This window comes from Pseudomonas sp. 43NM1, from assembly GCF_002836905.1.
Classification (GTDB): Bacteria; Pseudomonadota; Gammaproteobacteria; order Pseudomonadales; family Pseudomonadaceae; genus Aquipseudomonas; species Aquipseudomonas prosekii.
In genome coordinates this window covers 191328-211146 of record NZ_MKGS01000001.1, presented here as the reverse complement: position 1 = coordinate 211146, position 19819 = coordinate 191328, and the positions used below count along the sequence as shown (strand labels likewise).

18 protein-coding genes are annotated in these 19819 nt (G+C 59.4%); 13 read left to right on the top strand and 5 right to left on the bottom strand.

The features are described from left to right. Window positions 1-310: 310 nt before the first annotated feature. The 7 genes from BI292_RS01055 to BI292_RS01020 all read left to right on the top strand — a co-directional run bounded on the left by BI292_RS01055 (window position 311) and on the right by BI292_RS01020 (window position 8738). The gene (locus BI292_RS01055) at window positions 311-1570 is read left to right on the top strand and encodes an AGE family epimerase/isomerase (protein ID WP_101206634.1); all 1260 of its coding nucleotides are present in this window, start codon (window positions 311-313) and stop codon (window positions 1568-1570) included. A 117-nt stretch (window positions 1571-1687) separates the two neighbouring features. Further along, window positions 1688-2980 carry an ABC transporter substrate-binding protein gene (locus BI292_RS01050; protein ID WP_092278875.1) on the top strand — a complete coding sequence of 431 codons (1293 nt, stop codon included), beginning with the start codon at window positions 1688-1690 and terminating at the stop codon, window positions 2978-2980. A gap of 147 nt (window positions 2981-3127) precedes the next feature. After that, window positions 3128-4036 carry a carbohydrate ABC transporter permease gene (locus BI292_RS01045; RefSeq protein WP_092278877.1) on the top strand — a complete coding sequence of 303 codons (909 nt, stop codon included), beginning with the start codon at window positions 3128-3130 and terminating at the stop codon, window positions 4034-4036. Continuing rightward, window positions 4029-4874 carry a carbohydrate ABC transporter permease gene (locus BI292_RS01040; protein ID WP_092278879.1) on the top strand — a complete coding sequence of 282 codons (846 nt, stop codon included), beginning with the start codon at window positions 4029-4031 and terminating at the stop codon, window positions 4872-4874. Before BI292_RS01045 ends, BI292_RS01040 begins: the two co-directional genes overlap by 8 nt. Before the next feature lie 2 nt (window positions 4875-4876). Further along, entirely contained in the window at window positions 4877-6037 is a 1161-nt protein-coding gene (locus BI292_RS01035; RefSeq protein ID WP_092278881.1) for an ABC transporter ATP-binding protein, read from the top strand. A 171-nt stretch (window positions 6038-6208) separates the two neighbouring features. Then, window positions 6209-7555 (top strand): carbohydrate porin, encoded by a 1347-nt coding sequence (locus BI292_RS01030; protein WP_092278883.1) that lies wholly within the window; start codon window positions 6209-6211, stop codon window positions 7553-7555. 328 nt (window positions 7556-7883) lie between these two features. Beyond that, window positions 7884-8738 (top strand): D-hexose-6-phosphate mutarotase, encoded by an 855-nt coding sequence (locus BI292_RS01020; RefSeq protein WP_101206631.1) that lies wholly within the window; start codon window positions 7884-7886, stop codon window positions 8736-8738. Window positions 8739-8906: 168 nt separating this feature from the next. Here BI292_RS01020 and BI292_RS01015 read toward each other — a convergent pair whose 3' ends face one another. Beyond that, window positions 8907-9767, bottom strand: a complete 861-nt coding sequence (locus BI292_RS01015; protein ID WP_177331417.1) for a MurR/RpiR family transcriptional regulator — start codon at window positions 9765-9767, stop codon at window positions 8907-8909. A gap of 226 nt (window positions 9768-9993) precedes the next feature. Here BI292_RS01015 and zwf point away from each other — a divergent pair, with 226 nt between their 5' ends. The 4 genes from zwf (at window position 9994) to BI292_RS00995 (ending at window position 13856) form a co-directional block, all read left to right on the top strand. Continuing rightward, the gene (gene zwf, locus BI292_RS01010; RefSeq protein ID WP_101206629.1) at window positions 9994-11463 is read left to right on the top strand and encodes a glucose-6-phosphate dehydrogenase; all 1470 of its coding nucleotides are present in this window, start codon (window positions 9994-9996) and stop codon (window positions 11461-11463) included. Then, window positions 11450-12163 carry a 6-phosphogluconolactonase gene (pgl, locus tag BI292_RS01005; RefSeq protein ID WP_101206627.1) on the top strand — a complete coding sequence of 238 codons (714 nt, stop codon included), beginning with the start codon at window positions 11450-11452 and terminating at the stop codon, window positions 12161-12163. The genes zwf and pgl overlap by 14 nt, the downstream gene beginning before the upstream one ends. Window positions 12164-12180: 17 nt before the next feature. After that, complete coding sequence (locus tag BI292_RS01000) at window positions 12181-12846, top strand: bifunctional 4-hydroxy-2-oxoglutarate aldolase/2-dehydro-3-deoxy-phosphogluconate aldolase (RefSeq protein ID WP_092278891.1); 666 nt, start codon at window positions 12181-12183, stop codon at window positions 12844-12846. Window positions 12847-13133: 287 nt separating this feature from the next. Continuing rightward, complete coding sequence (locus BI292_RS00995; RefSeq protein ID WP_101206626.1) at window positions 13134-13856, top strand: intradiol ring-cleavage dioxygenase; 723 nt, start codon at window positions 13134-13136, stop codon at window positions 13854-13856. 24 nt (window positions 13857-13880) lie between these two features. Here BI292_RS00995 and BI292_RS00990 read toward each other — a convergent pair whose 3' ends face one another. Then, window positions 13881-15062 (bottom strand): aminotransferase class V-fold PLP-dependent enzyme, encoded by a 1182-nt coding sequence (locus tag BI292_RS00990; RefSeq protein ID WP_101206624.1) that lies wholly within the window; start codon window positions 15060-15062, stop codon window positions 13881-13883. A 16-nt stretch (window positions 15063-15078) separates the two neighbouring features. Continuing rightward, window positions 15079-15315, bottom strand: coding sequence for a DUF3820 family protein (locus tag BI292_RS00985; RefSeq protein WP_092278897.1), 237 nt, complete (start codon window positions 15313-15315; stop codon window positions 15079-15081). 203 nt (window positions 15316-15518) lie between these two features. Between BI292_RS00985 and BI292_RS00980 the strand changes: the two genes are divergently transcribed. Beyond that, window positions 15519-15986: a PA2169 family four-helix-bundle protein gene (locus BI292_RS00980; protein WP_101206622.1), complete on the top strand. Its 468-nt coding sequence runs from the start codon at window positions 15519-15521 to the stop codon at window positions 15984-15986. 238 nt (window positions 15987-16224) lie between these two features. On the opposite strand, the gene BI292_RS00975 is transcribed toward BI292_RS00980, so the two are convergent. Beyond that, window positions 16225-16695, bottom strand: coding sequence for a MaoC family dehydratase (locus tag BI292_RS00975; RefSeq protein WP_054044906.1), 471 nt, complete (start codon window positions 16693-16695; stop codon window positions 16225-16227). A gap of 78 nt (window positions 16696-16773) precedes the next feature. Then, window positions 16774-17718: an alpha/beta hydrolase gene (locus tag BI292_RS00970; RefSeq protein WP_101206621.1), complete on the bottom strand. Its 945-nt coding sequence runs from the start codon at window positions 17716-17718 to the stop codon at window positions 16774-16776. 248 nt (window positions 17719-17966) lie between these two features. Between BI292_RS00970 and fadD2 the strand changes: the two genes are divergently transcribed. Beyond that, window positions 17967-19655 carry a long-chain-fatty-acid--CoA ligase FadD2 gene (fadD2, locus tag BI292_RS00965; RefSeq protein WP_101206619.1) on the top strand — a complete coding sequence of 563 codons (1689 nt, stop codon included), beginning with the start codon at window positions 17967-17969 and terminating at the stop codon, window positions 19653-19655. Window positions 19656-19819 lie beyond the last annotated feature (164 nt).

Sequence of the window (19819 nt, the reverse complement as noted above, 5' to 3'; positions counted from 1 at the left end):
CCTTAGACCCACCCCTCACCCCAGCCCTCTCCCCAGAGGGGAGAGGGGGAAAGGGAGCCGATCGGGGATTTTTCAGAACCTGAGTTCGACTCGGTAGTTCAGGTCGATGTACCTCCAAGAACAACTCGGTCGGCCCCCTCTACCCCTTGGGGAGAGGGCTGGGGTGAGGGGTGGCTCTTAAACTCAACACAAAACCAAAATCCCAACACATTTGTCACAACTCGGTGACAAAACCCGTCCCCTTCGTTACCTGCCGTTCCTCGGCCGTTGTTTAGACTGCCCGCAGTCATAACAACAAAAAAGGTACCCCATGGACACCTTCCAACCGAGCTTCGACAGTTGGCTCAATGCGCCTGCCCATCAGCACTGGCTCGCCGCCGAAGGCCTGCGCCTGCTGACGTTTGCCAAGGCTTCGAAGCTGCCGGCAGGCTTCGGCAATCTCGATGAAAAGGGCCTCCTCGCGCCCGACGCTCACGCAGAAACCATGAATACCGCGCGCATGACGCACAGCTTCGCCATGGCGCATATTCAAGGCCTGCCGGGGTTTGCCGAGTTGGTTGATCACGGTGTCCGAGCCCTCAGCGGTCCGCTGCGCGATGCCGAACATGGCGGCTGGTTCGCGGTCGCCGGGCATCGCGATGACAACACCGGCAAAGCCGCGTACCTGCACGCTTTCGTTGCGCTCGCCGCCAGTTCGGCCGTGGTCGCCAAGCGCCCTGGCGCGCAGGCGTTGCTCGATGAAGCGATCCGCGTGATCGACGCGCATTTCTGGAGCGAAGAGGAGGGCGCCATGCGCGAATCCTTCGCTCGCGACTGGAGTGGCGAAGAGGCCTATCGCGGCGCCAACAGCAACATGCACGCCACCGAAGCGTTCCTCGCGCTGGCCGATGTCACCGATGACCACCGCTGGCTGGTACGCGCGCAACGCATCGTCGAACGCGTGATCCACGGTCACGCTGCCGCCAACGATTACTTGGTGGTCGAGCATTTCGACCGCGACTGGCAGCCGCTGCGCGAGTACAACCACGACAACCCGGCGGACGGTTTTCGCCCTTATGGCACCACGCCGGGCCACGGTTTTGAATGGGCGCGGCTGTTGCTGCACCTCGAAGCCGCGCGGGTCCGGGCTGGCATGTTGACGCCGGGCTGGCTGGCCACGGATGCGCAGAAACTCTTCGATAACAATTGCCGCCACGGCTGGAACATCGACGGCGCGCCGGGGATTGTCTACACGCTCGACTGGGACAATCGCGCGGTGGTGCGCCATCGTTTGCATTGGACCCATTGCGAGGCCAGCGCTGCCGCCAGTGCCTTGCTCAAGCGCACCGGCGATGAGCAATACGAAACCTGGTATCGCCTGTTCTGGGAATTCTGTGACAGCCATTTCATCGATCGTTGTGACGGCAGTTGGCACCATGAACTCGACCCGCTGAACCGCCCGAGCGCGGATATCTGGGCGGGCAAACCCGATCTGTATCACGCCTGGCAAGCTGTGCTGATTCCACGTTTACCGCTTGCGCCAAGCATGGCGACTGCGCTGGGCCAGTGGTCACAGCGCGTTCCTGTGTAACCATGTGGTGACATTCAAGCGTCCCTTCGTTACCTGCGAAGGGATAACTCCTGTTTAAAATCCGTGCAGCGCAAGCACCAGACTTGCAATGCATAACAACAAGAAAGGTACTTCTAGATGAATGCGATTTCTCGCCTCGCTACTGTCATTTCTCTCGTTTCCCTGTCTGCGATCCCCCTCAGTGTGCTTGCCGCCGAATCCAAAGGTTCGGTAGAAGTCGTTCACTGGTGGACGTCCGGTGGCGAAAAAGCCGCTGTAGACGTGCTCAAGGCCCAAGTCGAAAAAGACGGCTTTACCTGGAAGGACGGCGCCGTTGCTGGTGGTGGTGGCGCTACGGCCATGACCGTTCTGAAAAGCCGCGCCGTGGCCGGTAACCCGCCAGGCGTTGCGCAAATCAAAGGCCCGGACATTCAGGAATGGGCGTCTACCGGCCTGCTCGACACCGACGCTTTGAAAGATGTCGCCAAGTCCGAAAAGTGGGACAGCCTGCTCGACAAGAAAGTCTCCGATACCGTGAAGTACGACGGTGATTACGTGGCCGTGCCGGTGAACATTCACCGCGTCAACTGGCTGTGGATCAACCCGGAAGTGTTCAAGAAAGCCGGGATCGAAAAAGCACCGACCACCCTCGAAGAATTCTATGCCGCGGGCGACAAGCTCAAGGCTGCCGGTTTCATCGCGCTGGCCCACGGTGGCCAACCTTGGCAGGACAGCACCGTGTTCGAAGCGGTGGTGCTCTCGGTGATGGGCGCCGACGGTTACAAGAAAGCTCTGGTTGACCTCGACAACGCGACCCTGACCGGTCCGGAAATGGTCAAGTCGCTGACCGAGCTGAAGAAAGTCGCGACCTACATGGACGCCGACGGCAAGGGCCAGGACTGGAACCTGGAAGCGGCCAAGGTCATCAACGGCAAGGCCGGCATGCAGATCATGGGTGACTGGGCCAAGAGCGAATGGACCGCCGCGAAGAAAGTCGCCGGCACCGACTACCAGTGCGTAGCGTTCCCGGGCACCGACAAGGCGTTCACCTACAACATCGACTCCCTGGCCGTGTTCAAGCAGAAAGACGCGGGCACCGCTGCCGCTCAGCAAGACATTGCCAAAGTGGTATTGGGTGAAAACTTCCAGAAAGTCTTCAGCATCAACAAAGGCTCGATCCCGGTTCGCAACGACATGCTCGCCGACATGGGCAAGTACGGTTTCGACGCGTGCGCCCAGACCGCTGCCAAAGACTTCCTGACCGATGCCAAGTCCGGCGGCCTGCAACCAAGCATGGCGCACAACATGGCGACCACGCTGGCGGTGCAAGGCGCGTTCTTTGATGTGGTGACCAACTACATCAACGACCCGAAAGCCGATCCGGCTGACGCCGCGAAGAAACTCGGCGCCGCGGTCAAGTCGGCCAAGTAATGCTTGGCCCTGTAGGAGCGAGCCTGCTCGCGATTGCAATCTGTCAGTTGATGATTGGCTGACGGATACACCGCTATCGCGAGCAGGCTCACTCCTACAGGGGTCAGCATTTCCAACGTAAATTTTCTCTTCGTACTGGATCTTCCCATGAGTTCTGTTGCTGTGTTCAGCAAGGCCTCGCCATTCGATGCGCTGCAGCGCTGGCTACCGAAACTGGTGCTGGCGCCCAGCATGTTCATCGTTCTGGTGGGCTTCTATGGCTATATCCTGTGGACGTTTGTCCTGTCGTTCACCAGTTCGACATTCCTGCCGACCTACAAATGGGCCGGCCTGGCGCAATACCAGCGGCTGTTTGAAAACGACCGCTGGTGGGTTGCGAGCAAAAACCTCGCGGTCTTCGGCGGCATGTTTATCGGCATCACGCTGGTGATCGGTGTACTGCTGGCGGTGTTTCTCGACCAGCGCATTCGTCGCGAAGGTTTCATCCGCACCATTTACCTGTACCCGATGGCGCTCTCGATGATCGTCACCGGTACTGCGTGGAAATGGCTGCTCAACCCGGGCATGGGCCTGGACAAATTGTTGCGTGACTGGGGCTGGGAAGGCTTTCGTCTCGACTGGCTGATCGACCCGGATCGCGTGGTGTATTGCCTGGTGATCGCTGCCGTCTGGCAAGCCTCGGGCTTCATCATGGCGATGTTCCTCGCCGGTCTGCGTGGGGTTGATCAATCGATCATCCGCGCCGCCCAGATCGACGGCGCGAGCATGCCGCGCATCTACCTCAAAGTGGTGTTGCCGAGCCTGCGCCCGGTGTTCTTCAGTGCGGTGATGATCCTCGCGCACATCGCGATCAAGAGTTTCGACCTGGTGGCGGCGATGACGGCCGGCGGTCCGGGTTATTCCTCCGACCTGCCAGCGATGTTCATGTATTCCTTCACCTTCAGCCGCGGCCAGATGGGCATGGGTTCGGCCAGTGCAATCCTGATGCTCGGGGCGATTCTCGCCATCATCGTGCCTTACCTGTATTCCGAGCTGAGGACCAAGCGCCATGACTAGTTTCGCTGCCAAACCGGCCATCAGCCTCAGCCGCATCGCGATCTACGCGGTGCTGATCCTCGCGGTGTTCCTGTACCTGATTCCGCTGGTGGTCATGCTGCTGACCAGTTTCAAGACACCGGAAGACATCAACACCGGCAACCTGCTGAGCTGGCCGACCGTGGTCAGCGGCATTGGCTGGGTCAAGGCCTGGGCCACGGTTGACGGGTATTTCTGGAACTCGATCAAGATCACCGTTCCGGCGGTGCTGATCTCCACCGCGATCGGCGCGCTCAACGGCTACGTGCTGTCGATGTGGCGCTTCCGTGGTTCGCAGTTGTTTTTCGGCCTGCTGTTGTTCGGCTGCTTCCTGCCGTTCCAGACCGTATTGCTGCCAGCCTCATTCACCCTCGGCAAAATGGGCCTGGCGAGCACCACCACCGGTCTGGTGTTTGTGCACGTGGTCTACGGATTGGCGTTCACCACGCTGTTTTTCCGCAACTACTACGTCAGCGTGCCGGATGCGCTGGTGAAAGCCGCGCGGCTCGATGGCGCCGGTTTCTTCACCATCTTCCGGTTGATCATCCTGCCGATGTCGACGCCGATCATCATGGTCTGCCTGATCTGGCAGTTCACCCAGATCTGGAACGACTTCCTGTTCGGCGTGGTGTTCTCCAGTGGTGATTCGCAACCCATTACCGTAGCGCTGAACAACTTGGTCAACACCAGTACCGGGGCCAAGGAATACAACGTTGATATGGCGGCGGCGATGATCGCCGGGCTGCCGACCCTGCTGGTCTATGTGGTCGCAGGCAAGTATTTCGTGCGCGGGCTGACGGCCGGCGCAGTCAAGGGGTAATCATGGCTACGCTCGAACTTCGCAATGTAAACAAGACCTATGGCCCAGGCCTGCCGGACACCCTCAAGGACATCGACCTGTCGATCAAGGACGGTGAGTTCCTGATCCTTGTCGGGCCTTCGGGTTGCGGCAAGTCGACCCTGATGAACTGCATCGCCGGCCTGGAAACCATCACCGGCGGCGCGATCATGATCGATGACCAGGACGTCAGCGGCATGAGCCCCAAGGATCGCGACATCGCCATGGTGTTCCAGTCCTACGCGCTGTACCCGACCATGAGCGTGCGCGAGAACATCGCGTTCGGCCTGAAGATTCGCAAGATGCCGGCAGCCGACATCGAAACCGAAGTGGCACGGGTGTCCAAGTTGCTGCAGATCGAACATCTGCTCAATCGCAAACCCGGCCAGCTCTCCGGTGGCCAGCAGCAGCGCGTGGCGATGGGCCGGGCGCTGGCGCGGCGGCCGAAGATTTATCTGTTCGATGAACCGCTGTCCAACCTCGACGCCAAGCTGCGCGTCGAGATGCGCACCGAAATGAAACTGATGCACCAGCGCCTGAAAACCACCACGGTTTACGTGACCCACGACCAGATCGAAGCGATGACCCTGGGCGATAAAGTGGCGGTGATGAAGGACGGCATCATTCAGCAGTTCGGTACGCCGAAAGACATCTACAACAACCCGGCCAACCTGTTTGTGGCGAGCTTCATTGGTTCACCGCCGATGAACTTCATCCCCCTGCGTTTGCAGCGCAAGGACGGTCGTCTGCTGGCCCTGCTCGACAGCGGTCAGGCGCGTTGCGAATTGCCGTTGGGCATGCAGGACGCCGGCCTCGAAGATCGCGAAGTGATCCTCGGTCTGCGCCCGGAACAGATCGTTCTGGCCAACGGCGAGCCGAACGGTTTGCCGACCATCCGCGCCGAAGTCCAGGTCACCGAGCCAACCGGGCCGGACACGCTCGTGTTCGTCAACCTCAACGACACCAAGGTCTGCTGCCGACTGGCGCCGGACGTTGCGCCGGGCGTGGGCGAGACCCTGACCTTGCAATTCGATCCGGCGAAAGTGCTGCTGTTCGATGCCAAGACCGGCGAGCGTCTCGGCGTTGCGGGTCAGCCGAAAACTGAAGCAGCGGTCGGCAACGTCGCGCAGTTCAAAGGGCGCTGAAAAACAAAAACTGTAGGAGCCAGGCTTGCCGGCGAAGGCGATTTCAAGGACGCCTTCGCCGGCAAGCCTGGCTCCTACAAGGGGATAAGTGGCGAATGGGCCCATTCGTCGCATTCGATGTAAACCGCGTTAGATAAAAACAGTTAATAACAATAAAACGAGGATGTAGGGATGAAGAAGAAGAACAACGCTCAGCTTATCTGCCAATTGTCAGCTGTTGCGGTAATGACCATGGCCGGTAGCGCTCACGCGGCTGACGCGTTCAGCGCCGACTCCCAGTGGATGACCGGTGACTGGGGTGGCGAGCGGACCAAGCTGATCGAGCAGGGTATCGACATCAAGGCCGATTACGTCGGTGAAGTGGGCGGCAACCTTCACGGCGGCTACAACAACGACAAGACGGCGCGGTACTCCGACCAGTTCGGTCTGGGCGTGGCGCTGGACTTGCAAAAACTCTGGGGCTGGGACAACACGCAAGCGAAGATCCAGCTGACCAACCGTAATGGCCAGAACATCTCCAACGACCGCGTTGGCGATCCGCGTGCCGGCACCTTGAGCTCCTCGCAGGAAGTCTACGGCCGTGGCCACATGGTCCGTCTGACCCAGTTGTGGATCAAACACCAGTTCCTCGACGGCAAACTCGACGTCAAGGCCGGTTACTTCGGCGAAGGTGAAGACTTCAACACCTTCCCGTGCGAATTCCAGAACCTGGCGTTCTGCGGTTCCCAGGTCGGTAACTGGGCGACCAACATCTGGTACAACTGGCCAGTCAGCCAAGCGGCGATTCGCGTGAAGTACAACATCTCGCCTGAGTTCTATGCGCAGATCGGCGCGTACAACCAGAACCCGTCGCAACTGGAACACGGTAACGGCTTCAAACTCAGCGGCAGCGGCACCAAAGGTACGGTCCTGCCCGTTGAACTGGTCTGGTTGCCGAACCCGAACAACTTGCCGGGCGAATACCGTGTCGGTTACTACAAAAGCACGGCCAAGGCGGATGACGTTCGCGAAGACGACAACGGCAATGACGCAGCCACCAGCGGCAACGCCTATCGCAGTCACAGCAGCAAATCCGGCTACTGGTTTGTGGCGCAACAGCAACTCACCACGCACAACGGTGACGCTTCGCGCGGTCTGAACATCGCTGCCAACGCGACGTTCCACGACAAGGACACCAACTTCATCGACAACTATCAGTCGCTGATGCTGGTGTACAAAGGCCCGTTTGATGCGCGTCCGAAGGATGACGTCGGTATCGGTTTCGCGCGTATTCATGTCAACGATGACGTGAAGAAAAACGCCGAGCTGATCAACGCGTCCAACGGCATCAGCGATTACAACGACCTGCAGTTCGCGCCACTGCGCAGCACCGAGTACAACTACGAAATCAACTACGGCTTCCACGTCACCAACTGGCTGACCGTGCGTCCGAACCTGCAATACATCACCCACCCGGGCGGTGTTGATGAAGTCGATAACGCGCTGGTGGCCGGTCTGAAAATTCAGTCGGTGTTCTAACGTTGTTGCGATAAGCTCCCCTCTATGTGCGCATTTATGCGGATGGCCAAGGCTATCCGCTTTTTTTTGCGCGGGACCAATGACAACCCTGTGGCCAAAGGGCTTGTCGTGCAGGGCCTGTTGTGAAGAGCGGATTGCTGTGGAGAGCGACCAGTTGTGGAGAGCAACCAGTTGTGGCGAGGGGGCTTGCCCCCGTTCGGCTGCGCAGCAGTCGTCGTTTTTCCAGCACATCGCAACGACAGTTCAGGGAGCGCTTCGCACTCCGACGGGGGCAAGCCCCCTCGCCACAGTGTGTTCGCTACACCAATGTATTTCAGGATCGCGGCACATGCATGAGCATCCGTTACAACGCTTCTTCAAATCCTTGCGCGAACGCCCGGTGTTTGCGTGGGAGCGCTATCAGATGCGCGATGTGCTGGTGATCGATCATCCGCTGTGCCAAGCGGTGTTCAGTCGCCAGGGCGCACAGTTGCTGCACTTTCAGCCAACCGGGCAAAAGCCCTGGTTGTGGTGCGCGGCGAAGTGGCCGCACGTCGGCGCGATTCGTGGCGGGGTGCCGGTGTGCTGGCCGTGGTTTGGCCGCCACCCGAGCGAAAACGCCTGGCCGTCGCATGGCTGGGCGCGGTTGCTCGACTGGAAGTTGCTCGATAGCCGCCACGACGAAGAAGGCGTGCATTTGCATTGGCAATTGCAGCTGTGTGACTGGACCGTTGACCTGCACGCGCACCTTGGCGAACGCATGGATTTGCGCCTGAGCACCGAGCATCAGGACAGCTCGCCGTGCCAGTTGAGTCAGGCTTTGCACGCTTACTGGCGTATTGGCGACGTTGGCGAGGTAGCGCTGTCTGGGCTCGACGGCGCGCAAGGTTATGACCAGTTAAGTCGGCAGGCCTGTCTTCAGGAAGGTGAGTTGCGCGTGGATGGCGGCTGTCAGCGGGTGTTCCAGCATGACGGCGAATTACAGCTCAAGGACCACGCCTGGCAGCGCGAATTGTGCATCGACACCGGTGACGATGGCGACACGGTGGTCTGGCATCCGGGGTCGCGGCCCTTGCTCGGGGTGAGCTGGAATGAAGTGCTGGAATTTGTCTGCGTGGAAGCGGCGAGCGGCGGCACCGACAGCCTGAGCCTGGCGCCGGGGGAGAGGGCGCATTTGAGTTTGCAGGCGCGGGCTGGGGTTTGAGCAACGTGTTGCGGTGCTGCTGCTGACGTCATCGCGAGCAAGCTCGCTCCCACATTTGCAATGCATTCCCCTGTGGTAGCTAGCTTGGTCGCACCTTTGGAATACATTCCCTGTGGGAGCGAGCTTGCTCGCGATGAGGCAGGAACAGGCGCTGAAGATCCCTCCGGGTTAGTTAAACTCATCCCCCACCGGATAGCGGCTCGCATTCAGACTCTCTTTGATCTTGCGCAAATGCGGCTGGAAATCCACGCCACGGCGCAGGGTCATGCCGGTCGCCAACACGTCCAGCACCGTCAATTGAATAATCCGCGAGGTCATCGGCATATAAATGTCGGTGTCTTCCGGCAGCGGAATGTTCAGGCTCAGCGTGCTGGCCTTGGCCAGTGGCGAACCTTCAGCAGTCAGGCCCAGCACCGAAGCGCCGTTTTCCCGGGCAATCCGCGCCACTTCCACCAATTCACGGGTACGCCCGGTGTAGGAAATGATCACGAACAGCTCGCCAGTGTGCGCCACCGACGCAATCATGCGTTGCATCAACACATCGGCATGCGCGGTCACGGCCAGGTTAAAACGGAAGAATTTATGCTGCGCATCCAGCGCCACCGGGGCCGAGGCGCCGAGGCCGAAGAAGTGAATCTGTCGGGCCTGAATCAACAGATCGACGGCGCGGCTGATCAGGTTCGGGTCGAGCGCCTGGCAGGCACTGTCCAGCGAGGCAATCGCGCTGCCGAAAATCTTCTGCGTGTAAGCCTCAGGATTGTCATCCGCCTCGACCGCACGGCTGACATACGCCGCGCCACTGGCCAGGCTCTGGGCTAATTGCAGTTTGAGTTCCGGGTAACCACTGACGCCGAACGAGCGGCAGAAACGGTTGACGGTCGGCTCGCTGACCTTCGAGGCCTGGGCGAGGGCGGCGATGCTGAACCGCGTGGCCTGCTGCGGATTGAGCAGGATCACTTCGGCGACTTTGCGCTCGGCCTTGTTCAGGTCTTCAAGGCGATTCTGGATTTGTTCCAGCAGATTTCGCACGCGGTCCATAGATGTTCCTTGAGTCAGCAGCGCAAAGATGCGCTCTGCTATGCAAAAAGGGCCTTTGATGCGGCCCGTCACGGTGGCCTATCCTACTGATGGCTCCGACCGACCACCACTCGGAATCTGTATTTTGCGAAAATGTTGTGGTTATTACTACATTTTCCCTTGAGTGATGCCTTGAAAAAAGGTATTTGTAGCTTAACTTGATAAAAGAACAAACATCATGCCTTCGATTACGGTAGAACCGTGCACCTTTGCCTTGTTCGGCGCCCTCGGCGATCTGGCCTTGCGCAAGCTGTTTCCTGCCCTGTATCAATTGGACGGTGCCGGCCTGTTGCACGAGGACTCGCGAATCATCGCGCTGGCCCGTGAGCCCGGCAGCGAACAGCAGCACCTCGCGTTCATTACCTCCGAGCTGCGCCGCTACGTTGATGCCAAAGAGCTGGACGAAGCGGTTCTCGAACGTTTCCTCGCACGCCTGACCTACCTGCACGTCGACTTCCTGCGCTCCGAAGACTACGTCGCCCTGGCCGAACAGGCGGGTACTGCTCAACGCGTAATCGCCTATTTCGCGACACCGGCGGCCGTTTACGGCGCGATTTGCGAGAACCTGTCGAAGGTTGGCCTCAGCGAAAACACCCGCGTCGTCCTCGAAAAACCGATCGGTTCGGACCTGGAATCGTCGCGCAAGGTCAACGATGCTGTGGCGCAGTATTTCCCGGAAAACCGCACCTACCGCATCGACCACTACCTGGGCAAAGAAACCGTCCAGAACCTGATTGCGCTGCGTTTCGCCAACAGCCTGTTCGAAACCCAGTGGAACCAGAACTACATCTCCCACGTGGAAATCACCGTGGTCGAGAAGGTCGGGATCGAAGGTCGCTGGGGTTATTTCGACAAGGCCGGCCAGCTGCGCGACATGATCCAGAATCACCTGCTGCAACTGCTCTGCCTGATCGCCATGGACCCGCCGGCCGACCTGTCCGCCGACAGCATCCGCGATGAGAAAGTCAAAGTGCTCAAGGCCCTCGCGCCGATCAGCCCCGAAGGCCTGACCACGCAAGTGGTGCGCGGCCAATACATCGCCGGTTACAGCGAAGGCAAACCGGTGCCGGGCTATCTCGAAGAACCGAATTCCAACACCCAGAGCGACACCGAAACCTTCGTTGCCCTGCGTGCCGACATTCGCAACTGGCGTTGGGCCGGCGTGCCGTTTTACCTGCGTACCGGCAAGCGCATGCCGCAAAAGCTGTCGCAGATCGTCATCCATTTCAAGGAACCGTCGCACTACATCTTCGCCCCGGAGCAGCGCCTGCAAATCAGCAACAAGCTGGTGATCCGCCTGCAGCCGGACGAAGGCATTTCCTTGCGTGTGATGACCAAAGAGCAAGGCCTGGACAAGGGCATGCAGCTGCGCAGCGGTCCGTTGCAGTTGAATTTTTCCGACACCTATCGCAGCGCGCGGATTCCCGATGCCTACGAGCGATTGTTGCTGGAAGTGATGCGCGGCAATCAGAACCTGTTTGTCCGTAAAGATGAAATCGAAGCCGCGTGGAAGTGGTGTGACCAGTTGATCGCCGGGTGGAAAAAATCCGGTGATGCGCCCAAGCCGTACGCGGCCGGGTCCTGGGGACCGATGAGCTCCATTGCACTGATTACGCGGGATGGGAGGTCGTGGTATGGCGATATCTGAATTGAAACTGCCTCAGGGCGTCAACGCCCATGAGTTCAAGAGCCCGGTGCTGCTGGCCGAAGGCCTGGCGCTGAATGTTGCCAAGCAACTGAGCGATGCGATTGACGCGCGTGGCGCCGCGACCCTGGTGGTTTCTGGCGGTCGCAGCCCGGTGGCGTTTTTCCAGCACCTGGCCAAGCAGACGCTGGACTGGTCCAAAGTCGTTGTGACCCTGGCCGACGAACGCTGGGTGCCGGTGGAGCACGCCGACAGCAACGCCGGCCTGCTCAAGCGTTATCTGCTGCAAGGCCCGGCGGCCAAGGCGCAGTTTTTGAGCTTGTACAGCGCCACTGCCACCGTCGAGCTGGCAGCCGAGCAAGCTGATCGCCTGCTCGCCGAATTGCCACCGATCGACGTGCTGATCCTCGGCATGGGCGATGACGGTCACACCGCGTCGCTGTTCCCCAACAGCCCGAATCTGCCCGAGGCCCTGGCGGCCAATGGCACGCGTCGCTGCTATCCGATGCTGGCGCCGACCGTGCCGCATCAACGCCTGACCATGAGTCGTGCGTTGCTGGCTTCGGCCAAGACCACCGTTTTGTCGATTTCCGGTCAGTCGAAACTGACGACCTTGAGTGCCGCATTGGCCGGTGACGATGTCGCCGCCATGCCGATTCGCGCGTTTCTGCAACCTACGTTAGAGATTTACTGGTGCCCATGAGCCAAGGATCAGCCGCTATGAAAAACACTCCCCCGACCGTTTCCATGGCGGATAAAGTTGCCCTGATCGACAGCCTCTGTGCCAAGGCGCGGATTTTGCCGGTGATTACCATCGCTCGCGAACAGGACGTGCTGCCACTGGCCGACGCCCTGGCCGCCGGTGGCCTGACGGCGCTGGAAGTGACCCTGCGTTCGCAGTTCGGCCTCAAAGCCATCCAGATCCTGCGCGAGCAGCGTCCGGAACTGGTGACCGGCGCCGGCACGGTGCTCGATCGCAGCATGCTTGCCGCTGCCGAAGCGGCCGGCTCGCAGTTCATCGTCACCCCGGGCATTACCCGCGACCTGCTTGAAGCCAGTGTCGACAGCGCGATTCCGCTGTTGCCCGGCATCAGCAACGCTTCCGGAATCATGGAAGGTTATGGTTTGGGTTATCGCCGCTTCAAGCTGTTCCCGGCGGAAGTCAGCGGCGGCGTCGCGGCGATCAAAGCCTTGGGCGGCCCGTTCGGCGAGGTCAAATTCTGCCCGACTGGCGGCGTCAGCCCGGCCAATATCAAAAGCTACATGGCGTTGAAAAACGTCATGTGCGTGGGCGGTAGCTGGATGCTTGATCCGGAGTGGATCAAGAACGGCGACTGGGCGCGCATTCAGGAATGCACCGCCGAGGCTCTCGCGCTGCTGGACTGATTTGATTGTTACCAGACACTTCGTTGTGTGTTCTACGGCTATAGCGGTGCACTTGGTCGGTGCACCGTTTTTTTTTGCCCGGAAAGTCATCGAGTCCTGTGGGCGCGAGGCTTGCCCGCGAAAGCGCCGGCACATTCAACACATTGGTTGGATCTGAAACCGCTTTCGCGGGCAAGCCTCGCTGCTACACAAGCAACGCGTTCAGATACACGCCTCGATACATAGATACCGCATGCCGGCGCGGTTCTCTCTCTATCCTTCAAAAATCTTAAGGAAGAGAGAACGTCATGGACTACACCACTGCTGCCCCTCGCGACACGGTTTTGCTGCTCTCGCCTGAGCACATCGCCGGCCCGTATTTCCGCAACCCCAAACTGATCCGCAGAAACATCAGCGAAAGCCAGGACGGCGTTCCGCTGGTGTTGCGCCTGTCAATTGTCGACGCCATGACCGGCGAGCCTGTAAGCGGCGCGCTGGTGGATATCTGGCACTGCAACGCGCGTGGCGCCTATTCGGGCTGGAGCAAGGTTGATCCGGATCAGGAAGTCGAAGCCGACCACATCGGCGCCGTCCCGCGCACCGATGACGACACCTACCTGCGCGGCGGGCAATTCAGCGATAACAAAGGCGTCGTGCGCTTCACCACGATTTATCCAGGCTTTTATGCCGGCCGCGCGCTGCACATTCACGTCGCAGTGCGCATCACCGGTGGCAACAACTACCTCGAAGAGCGCCACGTCGCGTGGGTCGGCCAACTGTATTTTCCCGAAGTGGCTTCCCGCTCAGTGCTCAATGGCAAAGCCTACAGAGGCCGCAGCCTGCTGCCGCTGGACAACCATCAGGATCAATATCATCAACAAATGAACGGCAACGCCTCGACCCTGACGGTCAACAGCATTGCGCGGGAAAGCCATGAAGACGGATTTTTCGGGCACATGACCATCGGCATCGACACCTTTGCGGTGTCGACTCAGATCAAACCCGAGGATTTCGATAAATACACGGTGTAGGTGCGTGCACGCGACTTGATGCGATCAACACAGCTCGGTCAGCGCTTTGATCAGCAGATCGATCTCGGCAGCAGTGGTGGTCAGCCCCGGCGTGATGCGAATACACGGCCCGCTCGCCGCACCGCTGCGCACCACGGTGAACAGGTTGTACTCACTGAGCAGCCGTTCGGCCATGACTTGCTGGTCCGCGTGATTGGTAAAGCGCATCGAGGTGATGCCGCAATACAACCGCGGATCGTCCGGGGTCATCACTTCGATGCCGGGCAGTTCATGCACGGCGCTGACCCAGCGATTACGCAGATAGTTGAGGCGTGCACCTTTGGCTGCCGAGCCGCCCATCGCCTGATGTTCTTCGAGCACCAGGGGCAAGGTCATCAGCGCCGGAATGTTCGGCGTGCTGTACGGCGTGCGGCCGCGAATGTCGTTGAGCGGGAAGTGCATCTCGCCCATGTCCGGGTCGATGTCGGCCAGGCGCTGCGGGGCGATATAAATGAAGCCAAGGGTCAGCGGCGCGCCGATCCATTTGTGCAGGTTGTAACCGGCGAAGGCGATGCCCAGCGATTCCAGATCGAATTCCAGCTGGCCGAGCGCATGCGCGCCGTCGAGAATCACATCTACGCCGTGTTCCTTCGCCAGCGCAGCAATCGCCTGGACTGGCATCACCAACCCGGTACGGTGGGTGACGTGGGTCAGGGCCATCAGTTTCAAGCGCGGGTAACGCACTAAGGCCTCGCGGTAGCTGGCCAGCAGGCTGTCAAAAGTCGCCGGGTGCTGGTGATCAATCTCGATCACCTCGACGCCACGATGACCGGCCAGCCAGCGCATGGCGCCTTTCACCGTGTCGTATTCCAGATCGCAGATCAGCACCTGATCGCCCGGCTGCAAGCGGTTGTAGTTGCGGATCAGCGCCTGCAAGCCGTCCGAGGCGTTGCGGGTGAGGGCGATCGAGTGCGCGCGCACGCCCAGCATCTCGGCAAGCTGCGCGCGGATGTCGAGGCTGTCCTGCGGCTCGAAACGCTGGCGCACCTGCACCGAATTGCTGCGATTGATCAGCTCGATATTGCGCTGGTATTCCTCGACCACCGTGCGCGACATGCGTCCGAAATAGCCATTCTCCAGATTGATCGGGCCAGGCTGGACGGCGTAACGGTCGGCGAAAGTCAGCCAGAAGTCTTCATCGCGGGCACGGCGGGTGTTATCGGGCATGGGCTACTCAGTCGATTCAGTGGCGAGGTGCGGGTTTGCCATGTTTGGCGCGCAGCGGGTCGAGCAACTCGGACAAACCGTTGTGATCGATTTCCTGCATCAGCGCAAGCAAACCGCCGAGCTCGCCGTGCGGGAAACCTTCGCGGGCGAACCAGTTGAGATATTGGCCGGGCAGATCGGCAATGATCCGGCCCTTGTATTTGCCGAAGGGCATTTCGCGGGTAATCAGCAATTCGAGCTTTTCAGGATTCATTCATCAGTCGTCTGGATTCAAACAGTCTGGAAAATACAGGCATTCTGCATGCAGGCCAAATGACAGATCATGCAAATAACACTGATACAGATTTTGGTGAAAAAGATAAGTCATTGAAATATAACGATTAAATATTCAATCCAAAGCTGGCATGCAGGCTGCAATAGCTATTGCATCTCTCATCAAACCGCGAGGAATTGAAAATGACCGACGTGAATAAAGAAGCCATCTCTGTACTCAACGACCTGATCGAAACCAGCAAAGACGGTCAGGAAGGGTTCAAGACTTGCGCTGAAGATATCAAGCATCCAGAACTGAAATCTCTGTTTGTTACCCGTTCCGCTGATTGCGCTGCCGCTGCTGCAGAACTGCAAGCCGCTGTACGCTCGATGGGCGGCGACCCGGAAACTTCGACCAGCGTCAGCGGTGACCTGCACCGTCGCTGGGTAGACGTGAAAGCAATGTTCACCGGCAAAGATGAAGAAGCCGTACTGAACGAAGCTGAACGCGGTGAAGACCACGCGCTGAAGGCTTACAAAGAAGCGCTGGAAAAAATCACCAAGCACAATCTGGTAGGCATTCGTGACCTGGTTGAGCGTCAGTACCACGGCGTACAACGCAACCACGACCAGGTAAAAGCCCTGCGTAACCAGGCTCGTGCTCGCTCGTAATTGCTTGTCGCTGTAACAAAAAACGCCAGTTTGACTGGCGTTTTTTTATGCCCGCAATAAAGCGGCGCGTACCTGTGGCGAGGGGGGCTTGCCCCCGTTCGGCTGCGTAGCAGTCGCAAAACCATCTTGCTCGGTCTTGCTGATGCATCGTGGTTGCAGGGTTTGGGGGCGCTTCGCGGCCCAACGGGGGCAAGCCCCCTCGCCACACAAGCCCGATCATCACAAATGCAGGGCTTGATCAGCCGATGCTGATCGCCGGCAGTACTGGCAATGTCACGGTCTGCTGCTTGCGTGGCGCCAGGATCTCCGCTTCGCCGTCTACTACCAATTCATCGCGCTGGTTGAATACTCGGGTGGCAATGCGCACGCGAAACTTTGGCAGCTTCTCGAGAATTTCCAGGCGCACGGTCAGTGTGTCGCCGATTTTCACTGGTTTCTGAAAGCTCATCTGCTGACCGATATAAATAGTCCCCGGTCCAGGCAACTCACAAGCCACCGCTGCGCTGATCAACGCGCCGCTGAACATGCCATGGGCGATGCGTTCCTTGAACATGGTGCCGGCGGCGAATTCGGCGTCCAGGTGCACCGGGTTATGGTCACCGGACATCGCGGCGAACAACTGAATGTCGCGCTCTTCGACGGTTTTGCTGTAGCTGGCGGTCTGGCCGACTTCAAGGGCTTCGTAAGGGGTGTTGGTAACCTGGGTCATTTGTCTCAATTCCTGTGACGAATTTAAAAATCCACAAAAACAACGATTGGAAAATCGGTTGTGAAAACCATCTGAAAACTATTCGGTTCTGGCCGGGCGGCGGTGGCTCAGCGCCTCGGCAATCCAGTTCAATACGTCGGCGGTCACTTCATCGCGGTTGCTCTCGTTGAACAGTTCGTGGCGTGCCTGCGGGTAAATATTCAGTTGCAGGTTCTGGCTGCCGGCGGTGCGCAGCGCATTGGCCAGATCTTTCAGACGCTTGCCGTCGCTCACCGGATCACATTCACCGCCCATTACCAACAAGGGCAGGCCCGGATCGACCTGGGCGAGATTGGACGCTTTGCTGATTTGCTGCAAGCCGCCGAGCAAGTCGATCCACAGCTGATTGGTGCAACGAAAGCCGCAGAGCGGGTCGTTGGCGTACAGATCGACCTGCGCCGGGTCGCGGCTCAGCCAGTCGAATCGGGTGCGGGTCGGTTTGAATTTGTTGTTGAACGAGCCGAACGAGAGATATTCGATCAGCGCACTGCGCCCCTTCGGCCCCTGACGCAAGCGTTCCAGCCGGGCAATCTGCCGCGCCGCGCGATACAGCGCGATCGGCTGAAAATTCGAGCCGCTGAGGATCGCCCCGTGCAGGCTGGCGCTGTGATGCAGCAAATACGCTTGGGCGATGTAGCTGCCCATGCTGTGGCCCAACAGCACAATCGGCACGCCGGGATGCTGCTGGCCGATGTGTTGATTGAGGCTGGCGAGATCGCCGACTACCTTGCACCAGCCATCGTCATCGGCGAAATGCCCGAGCGTGGCGTTTTCGGCAGTTTTGCCATGTCCGCGCAAGTCCGGTGCGTAGACGCCATACCCCTGCGCGCAGAAACTTTGCGCCAGCCGGTCATAGCGACCGCTGTGTTCGGCCATCCCGTGGGCCAGCAGAATCAGCGCTTTCAACGGCGCGTCGGGCAACCACTGGTTGACGAAGAGACGGCTGTGATCACTTGCGGTCAGCCAGAAAGTGTCGTGGGTCATGGCGATTCCTTTGCACAGTGTTGCTGCGGGTGTTGCTGTGTGTCGTTGCATTGTATAGCGCATCCGACGCGCCTCGTCTGATCAGCCCACGGCGGGGCAGGAAGATTCACACGATCTATGACGCACTTGGCCATATTTGCCTGATTCGCCATAACTGCTAGTGTCCGTGAAGCTCCGCTTTCCGTTGTTGGTGTTTCACAAATGACAGAAGTGGCCCCGGATAGATTCAGGTAAAGAGGACAAGAACAATGCAACCTGATTTCTGGAATGACAAACGCCCGGCCGGCGTGCCCCTGGATATCGAGCTGGGCGCTTACAAGTCGGTGATCGAGGTGTTCGAGCGCTCCTGCAAGAAATTCGCCGATCGTCCGGCCTTCAGCAATATGGGCGTGACCCTGACCTACGCCCAGCTGGAACGCTACAGCGCTGCATTCGCCGGTTATCTGCAGGCCCACACCGACCTGGTGCCGGGCGACCGCATCGCGGTGCAGATGCCCAACGTCCTGCATTACCCGATTGCGGTGTTCGGTGCCCTGCGCGCCGGGCTGATCGTGGTCAACACCAACCCGCTGTATACCCCGCGCGAGATGCGCCACCAGTTCAAGGATTCCGGCGCCCGGGCGCTGGTCTACCTCAATGTGTTCGGTTCCAAGGTCCAGGAAGTGCTGGCCGACACCGAGATCCAGTACCTGATCGAAGCGAAGATGGGCGACCTGATGCCCGCCGCCAAGGGCTGGCTGATCAACACCGTGGTCAACAAAGTGAAGAAGATGGTCCCGGCGTATTCCTTGCCGCAGGCCATTTCCTTCAAAAGCGCGCTGCGTCAGGGCCGAGGCCTGGGGATCAAGCCACTGAATGCCGGGCTCGGCGACATTGCCGTGCTGCAATACACCGGCGGCACCACCGGTTTGGCCAAGGGTGCGATGCTCACCCACGGCAATCTGGTGGCAAACATGCAACAGGCGCGCGCGTGTCTCGGCCAGTTCGGCAGCGACGGCCAGCCGTTGTTGCGTGAAGGTCAGGAAGTGATGATCGCGCCGCTGCCGCTGTACCACATCTATGCATTCACGGCGAACTGCATGTGCATGATGGTCACCGGCAACCACAACGTGCTGATCACCAATCCGCGCGACATCAAGGGCTTTATCAAAGAGCTGAAAAACTGGCGATTCTCGGCGCTGCTCGGGTTGAACACGCTGTTTGTGGCGTTGATGGATCACCCGGATTTCAAGACGCTGGATTTCTCCAGTCTCAAACTCACCAACTCCGGTGGCACCGCGCTGGTCAAAGCCACCGCCGAGCGCTGGGAGCAGCTCACCGGTTGCCGGATCACCGAAGGCTACGGCCTGACCGAAACCTCGCCGGTGGCCTGCACTAACCCGTATGGCGATAAATCGCGCATCGGCACGGTCGGCCTGCCGGTGCCGGGCACCACGCTGAAAATCATCAACGACGAAGGTGTCGAGCAAGCGCTGGGCGAGCGGGGCGAGTTGTGCATCAAAGGCCCGCAGATCATGAAGGGCTACTGGCAGAAACCCGAGGCCACCGCCGAAGTGCTGGATGCCGAGGGCTGGTTCAAGTCCGGTGACATCGCGGTGATCGACCCGGACGGTTTTGTGCGCATCGTCGATCGCAAGAAAGACATGATCATCGTCTCGGGTTTCAACGTGTACCCGAATGAAATCGAAGACGTGGTCATGGCCCACCCGAAAGTCGCCAATTGCGCGGTAATCGGCGTGCCGGACGAGCGTTCGGGGGAGGCGGTGAAGTTGTTTGTGGTGGCGCGTGAATCGGGGGTCAGCCTCGAAGAGCTTAAGGCTTACTGCAAGGAAAACTTCACCGCGTACAAAGTGCCGAAGCACATTGTGTTGCGTGAGTCGTTGCCGATGACGCCGGTGGGCAAGATTTTGCGCCGCGAGTTGCGGGATATTGCATAAGGGTTGAATAGCCGCGCTTAGCGCGATCGCGAGCAAGCTCGCTCCCACAGGGTTTTCGATGATCCTGCGGGAGCGAGCTCGCTCGCGATTTTTTTTGGATAACCCCCGAATTCCGGGGGTTTCACGGAGGTATAGAATTTTTGCTCTAAAATGACTGCTTGCTA

Excerpts from the sequence above, each read along its gene's own strand:
- BI292_RS01030 (WP_092278883.1), top strand. The coding sequence starts at position 6,209 with ATGAAGAAGAAGAACAACGCTCAGCTTATCTGCCAATTGTCAGCTGTT.
- pgl (WP_101206627.1), top strand. The coding sequence starts at position 11,450 with ATGGCGATATCTGAATTGAAACTGCCTCAGGGCGTCAACGCCCATGAG.
- BI292_RS00980 (WP_101206622.1), top strand. The coding sequence starts at position 15,519 with ATGACCGACGTGAATAAAGAAGCCATCTCTGTACTCAACGACCTGATC.
- BI292_RS01045 (WP_092278877.1), top strand. The coding sequence starts at position 3,128 with ATGAGTTCTGTTGCTGTGTTCAGCAAGGCCTCGCCATTCGATGCGCTG.
- BI292_RS01055 (WP_101206634.1), top strand. The coding sequence starts at position 311 with ATGGACACCTTCCAACCGAGCTTCGACAGTTGGCTCAATGCGCCTGCC.
- BI292_RS01020 (WP_101206631.1), top strand. The coding sequence starts at position 7,884 with ATGCATGAGCATCCGTTACAACGCTTCTTCAAATCCTTGCGCGAACGC.
- BI292_RS00995 (WP_101206626.1), top strand. The coding sequence starts at position 13,134 with ATGGACTACACCACTGCTGCCCCTCGCGACACGGTTTTGCTGCTCTCG.
- fadD2 (WP_101206619.1), top strand. The coding sequence starts at position 17,967 with ATGCAACCTGATTTCTGGAATGACAAACGCCCGGCCGGCGTGCCCCTG.
- BI292_RS00990 (WP_101206624.1), bottom strand. The coding sequence starts at position 15,062 with ATGCCCGATAACACCCGCCGTGCCCGCGATGAAGACTTCTGGCTGACT.
- BI292_RS01000 (WP_092278891.1), top strand. The coding sequence starts at position 12,181 with ATGAAAAACACTCCCCCGACCGTTTCCATGGCGGATAAAGTTGCCCTG.
- zwf (WP_101206629.1), top strand. The coding sequence starts at position 9,994 with ATGCCTTCGATTACGGTAGAACCGTGCACCTTTGCCTTGTTCGGCGCC.
- BI292_RS01040 (WP_092278879.1), top strand. The coding sequence starts at position 4,029 with ATGACTAGTTTCGCTGCCAAACCGGCCATCAGCCTCAGCCGCATCGCG.
- BI292_RS01050 (WP_092278875.1), top strand. The coding sequence starts at position 1,688 with ATGAATGCGATTTCTCGCCTCGCTACTGTCATTTCTCTCGTTTCCCTG.
- BI292_RS00975 (WP_054044906.1), bottom strand. The coding sequence starts at position 16,695 with ATGACCCAGGTTACCAACACCCCTTACGAAGCCCTTGAAGTCGGCCAG.
- BI292_RS01035 (WP_092278881.1), top strand. The coding sequence starts at position 4,877 with ATGGCTACGCTCGAACTTCGCAATGTAAACAAGACCTATGGCCCAGGC.
- BI292_RS00970 (WP_101206621.1), bottom strand. The coding sequence starts at position 17,718 with ATGACCCACGACACTTTCTGGCTGACCGCAAGTGATCACAGCCGTCTC.
- BI292_RS00985 (WP_092278897.1), bottom strand. The coding sequence starts at position 15,315 with ATGAATCCTGAAAAGCTCGAATTGCTGATTACCCGCGAAATGCCCTTC.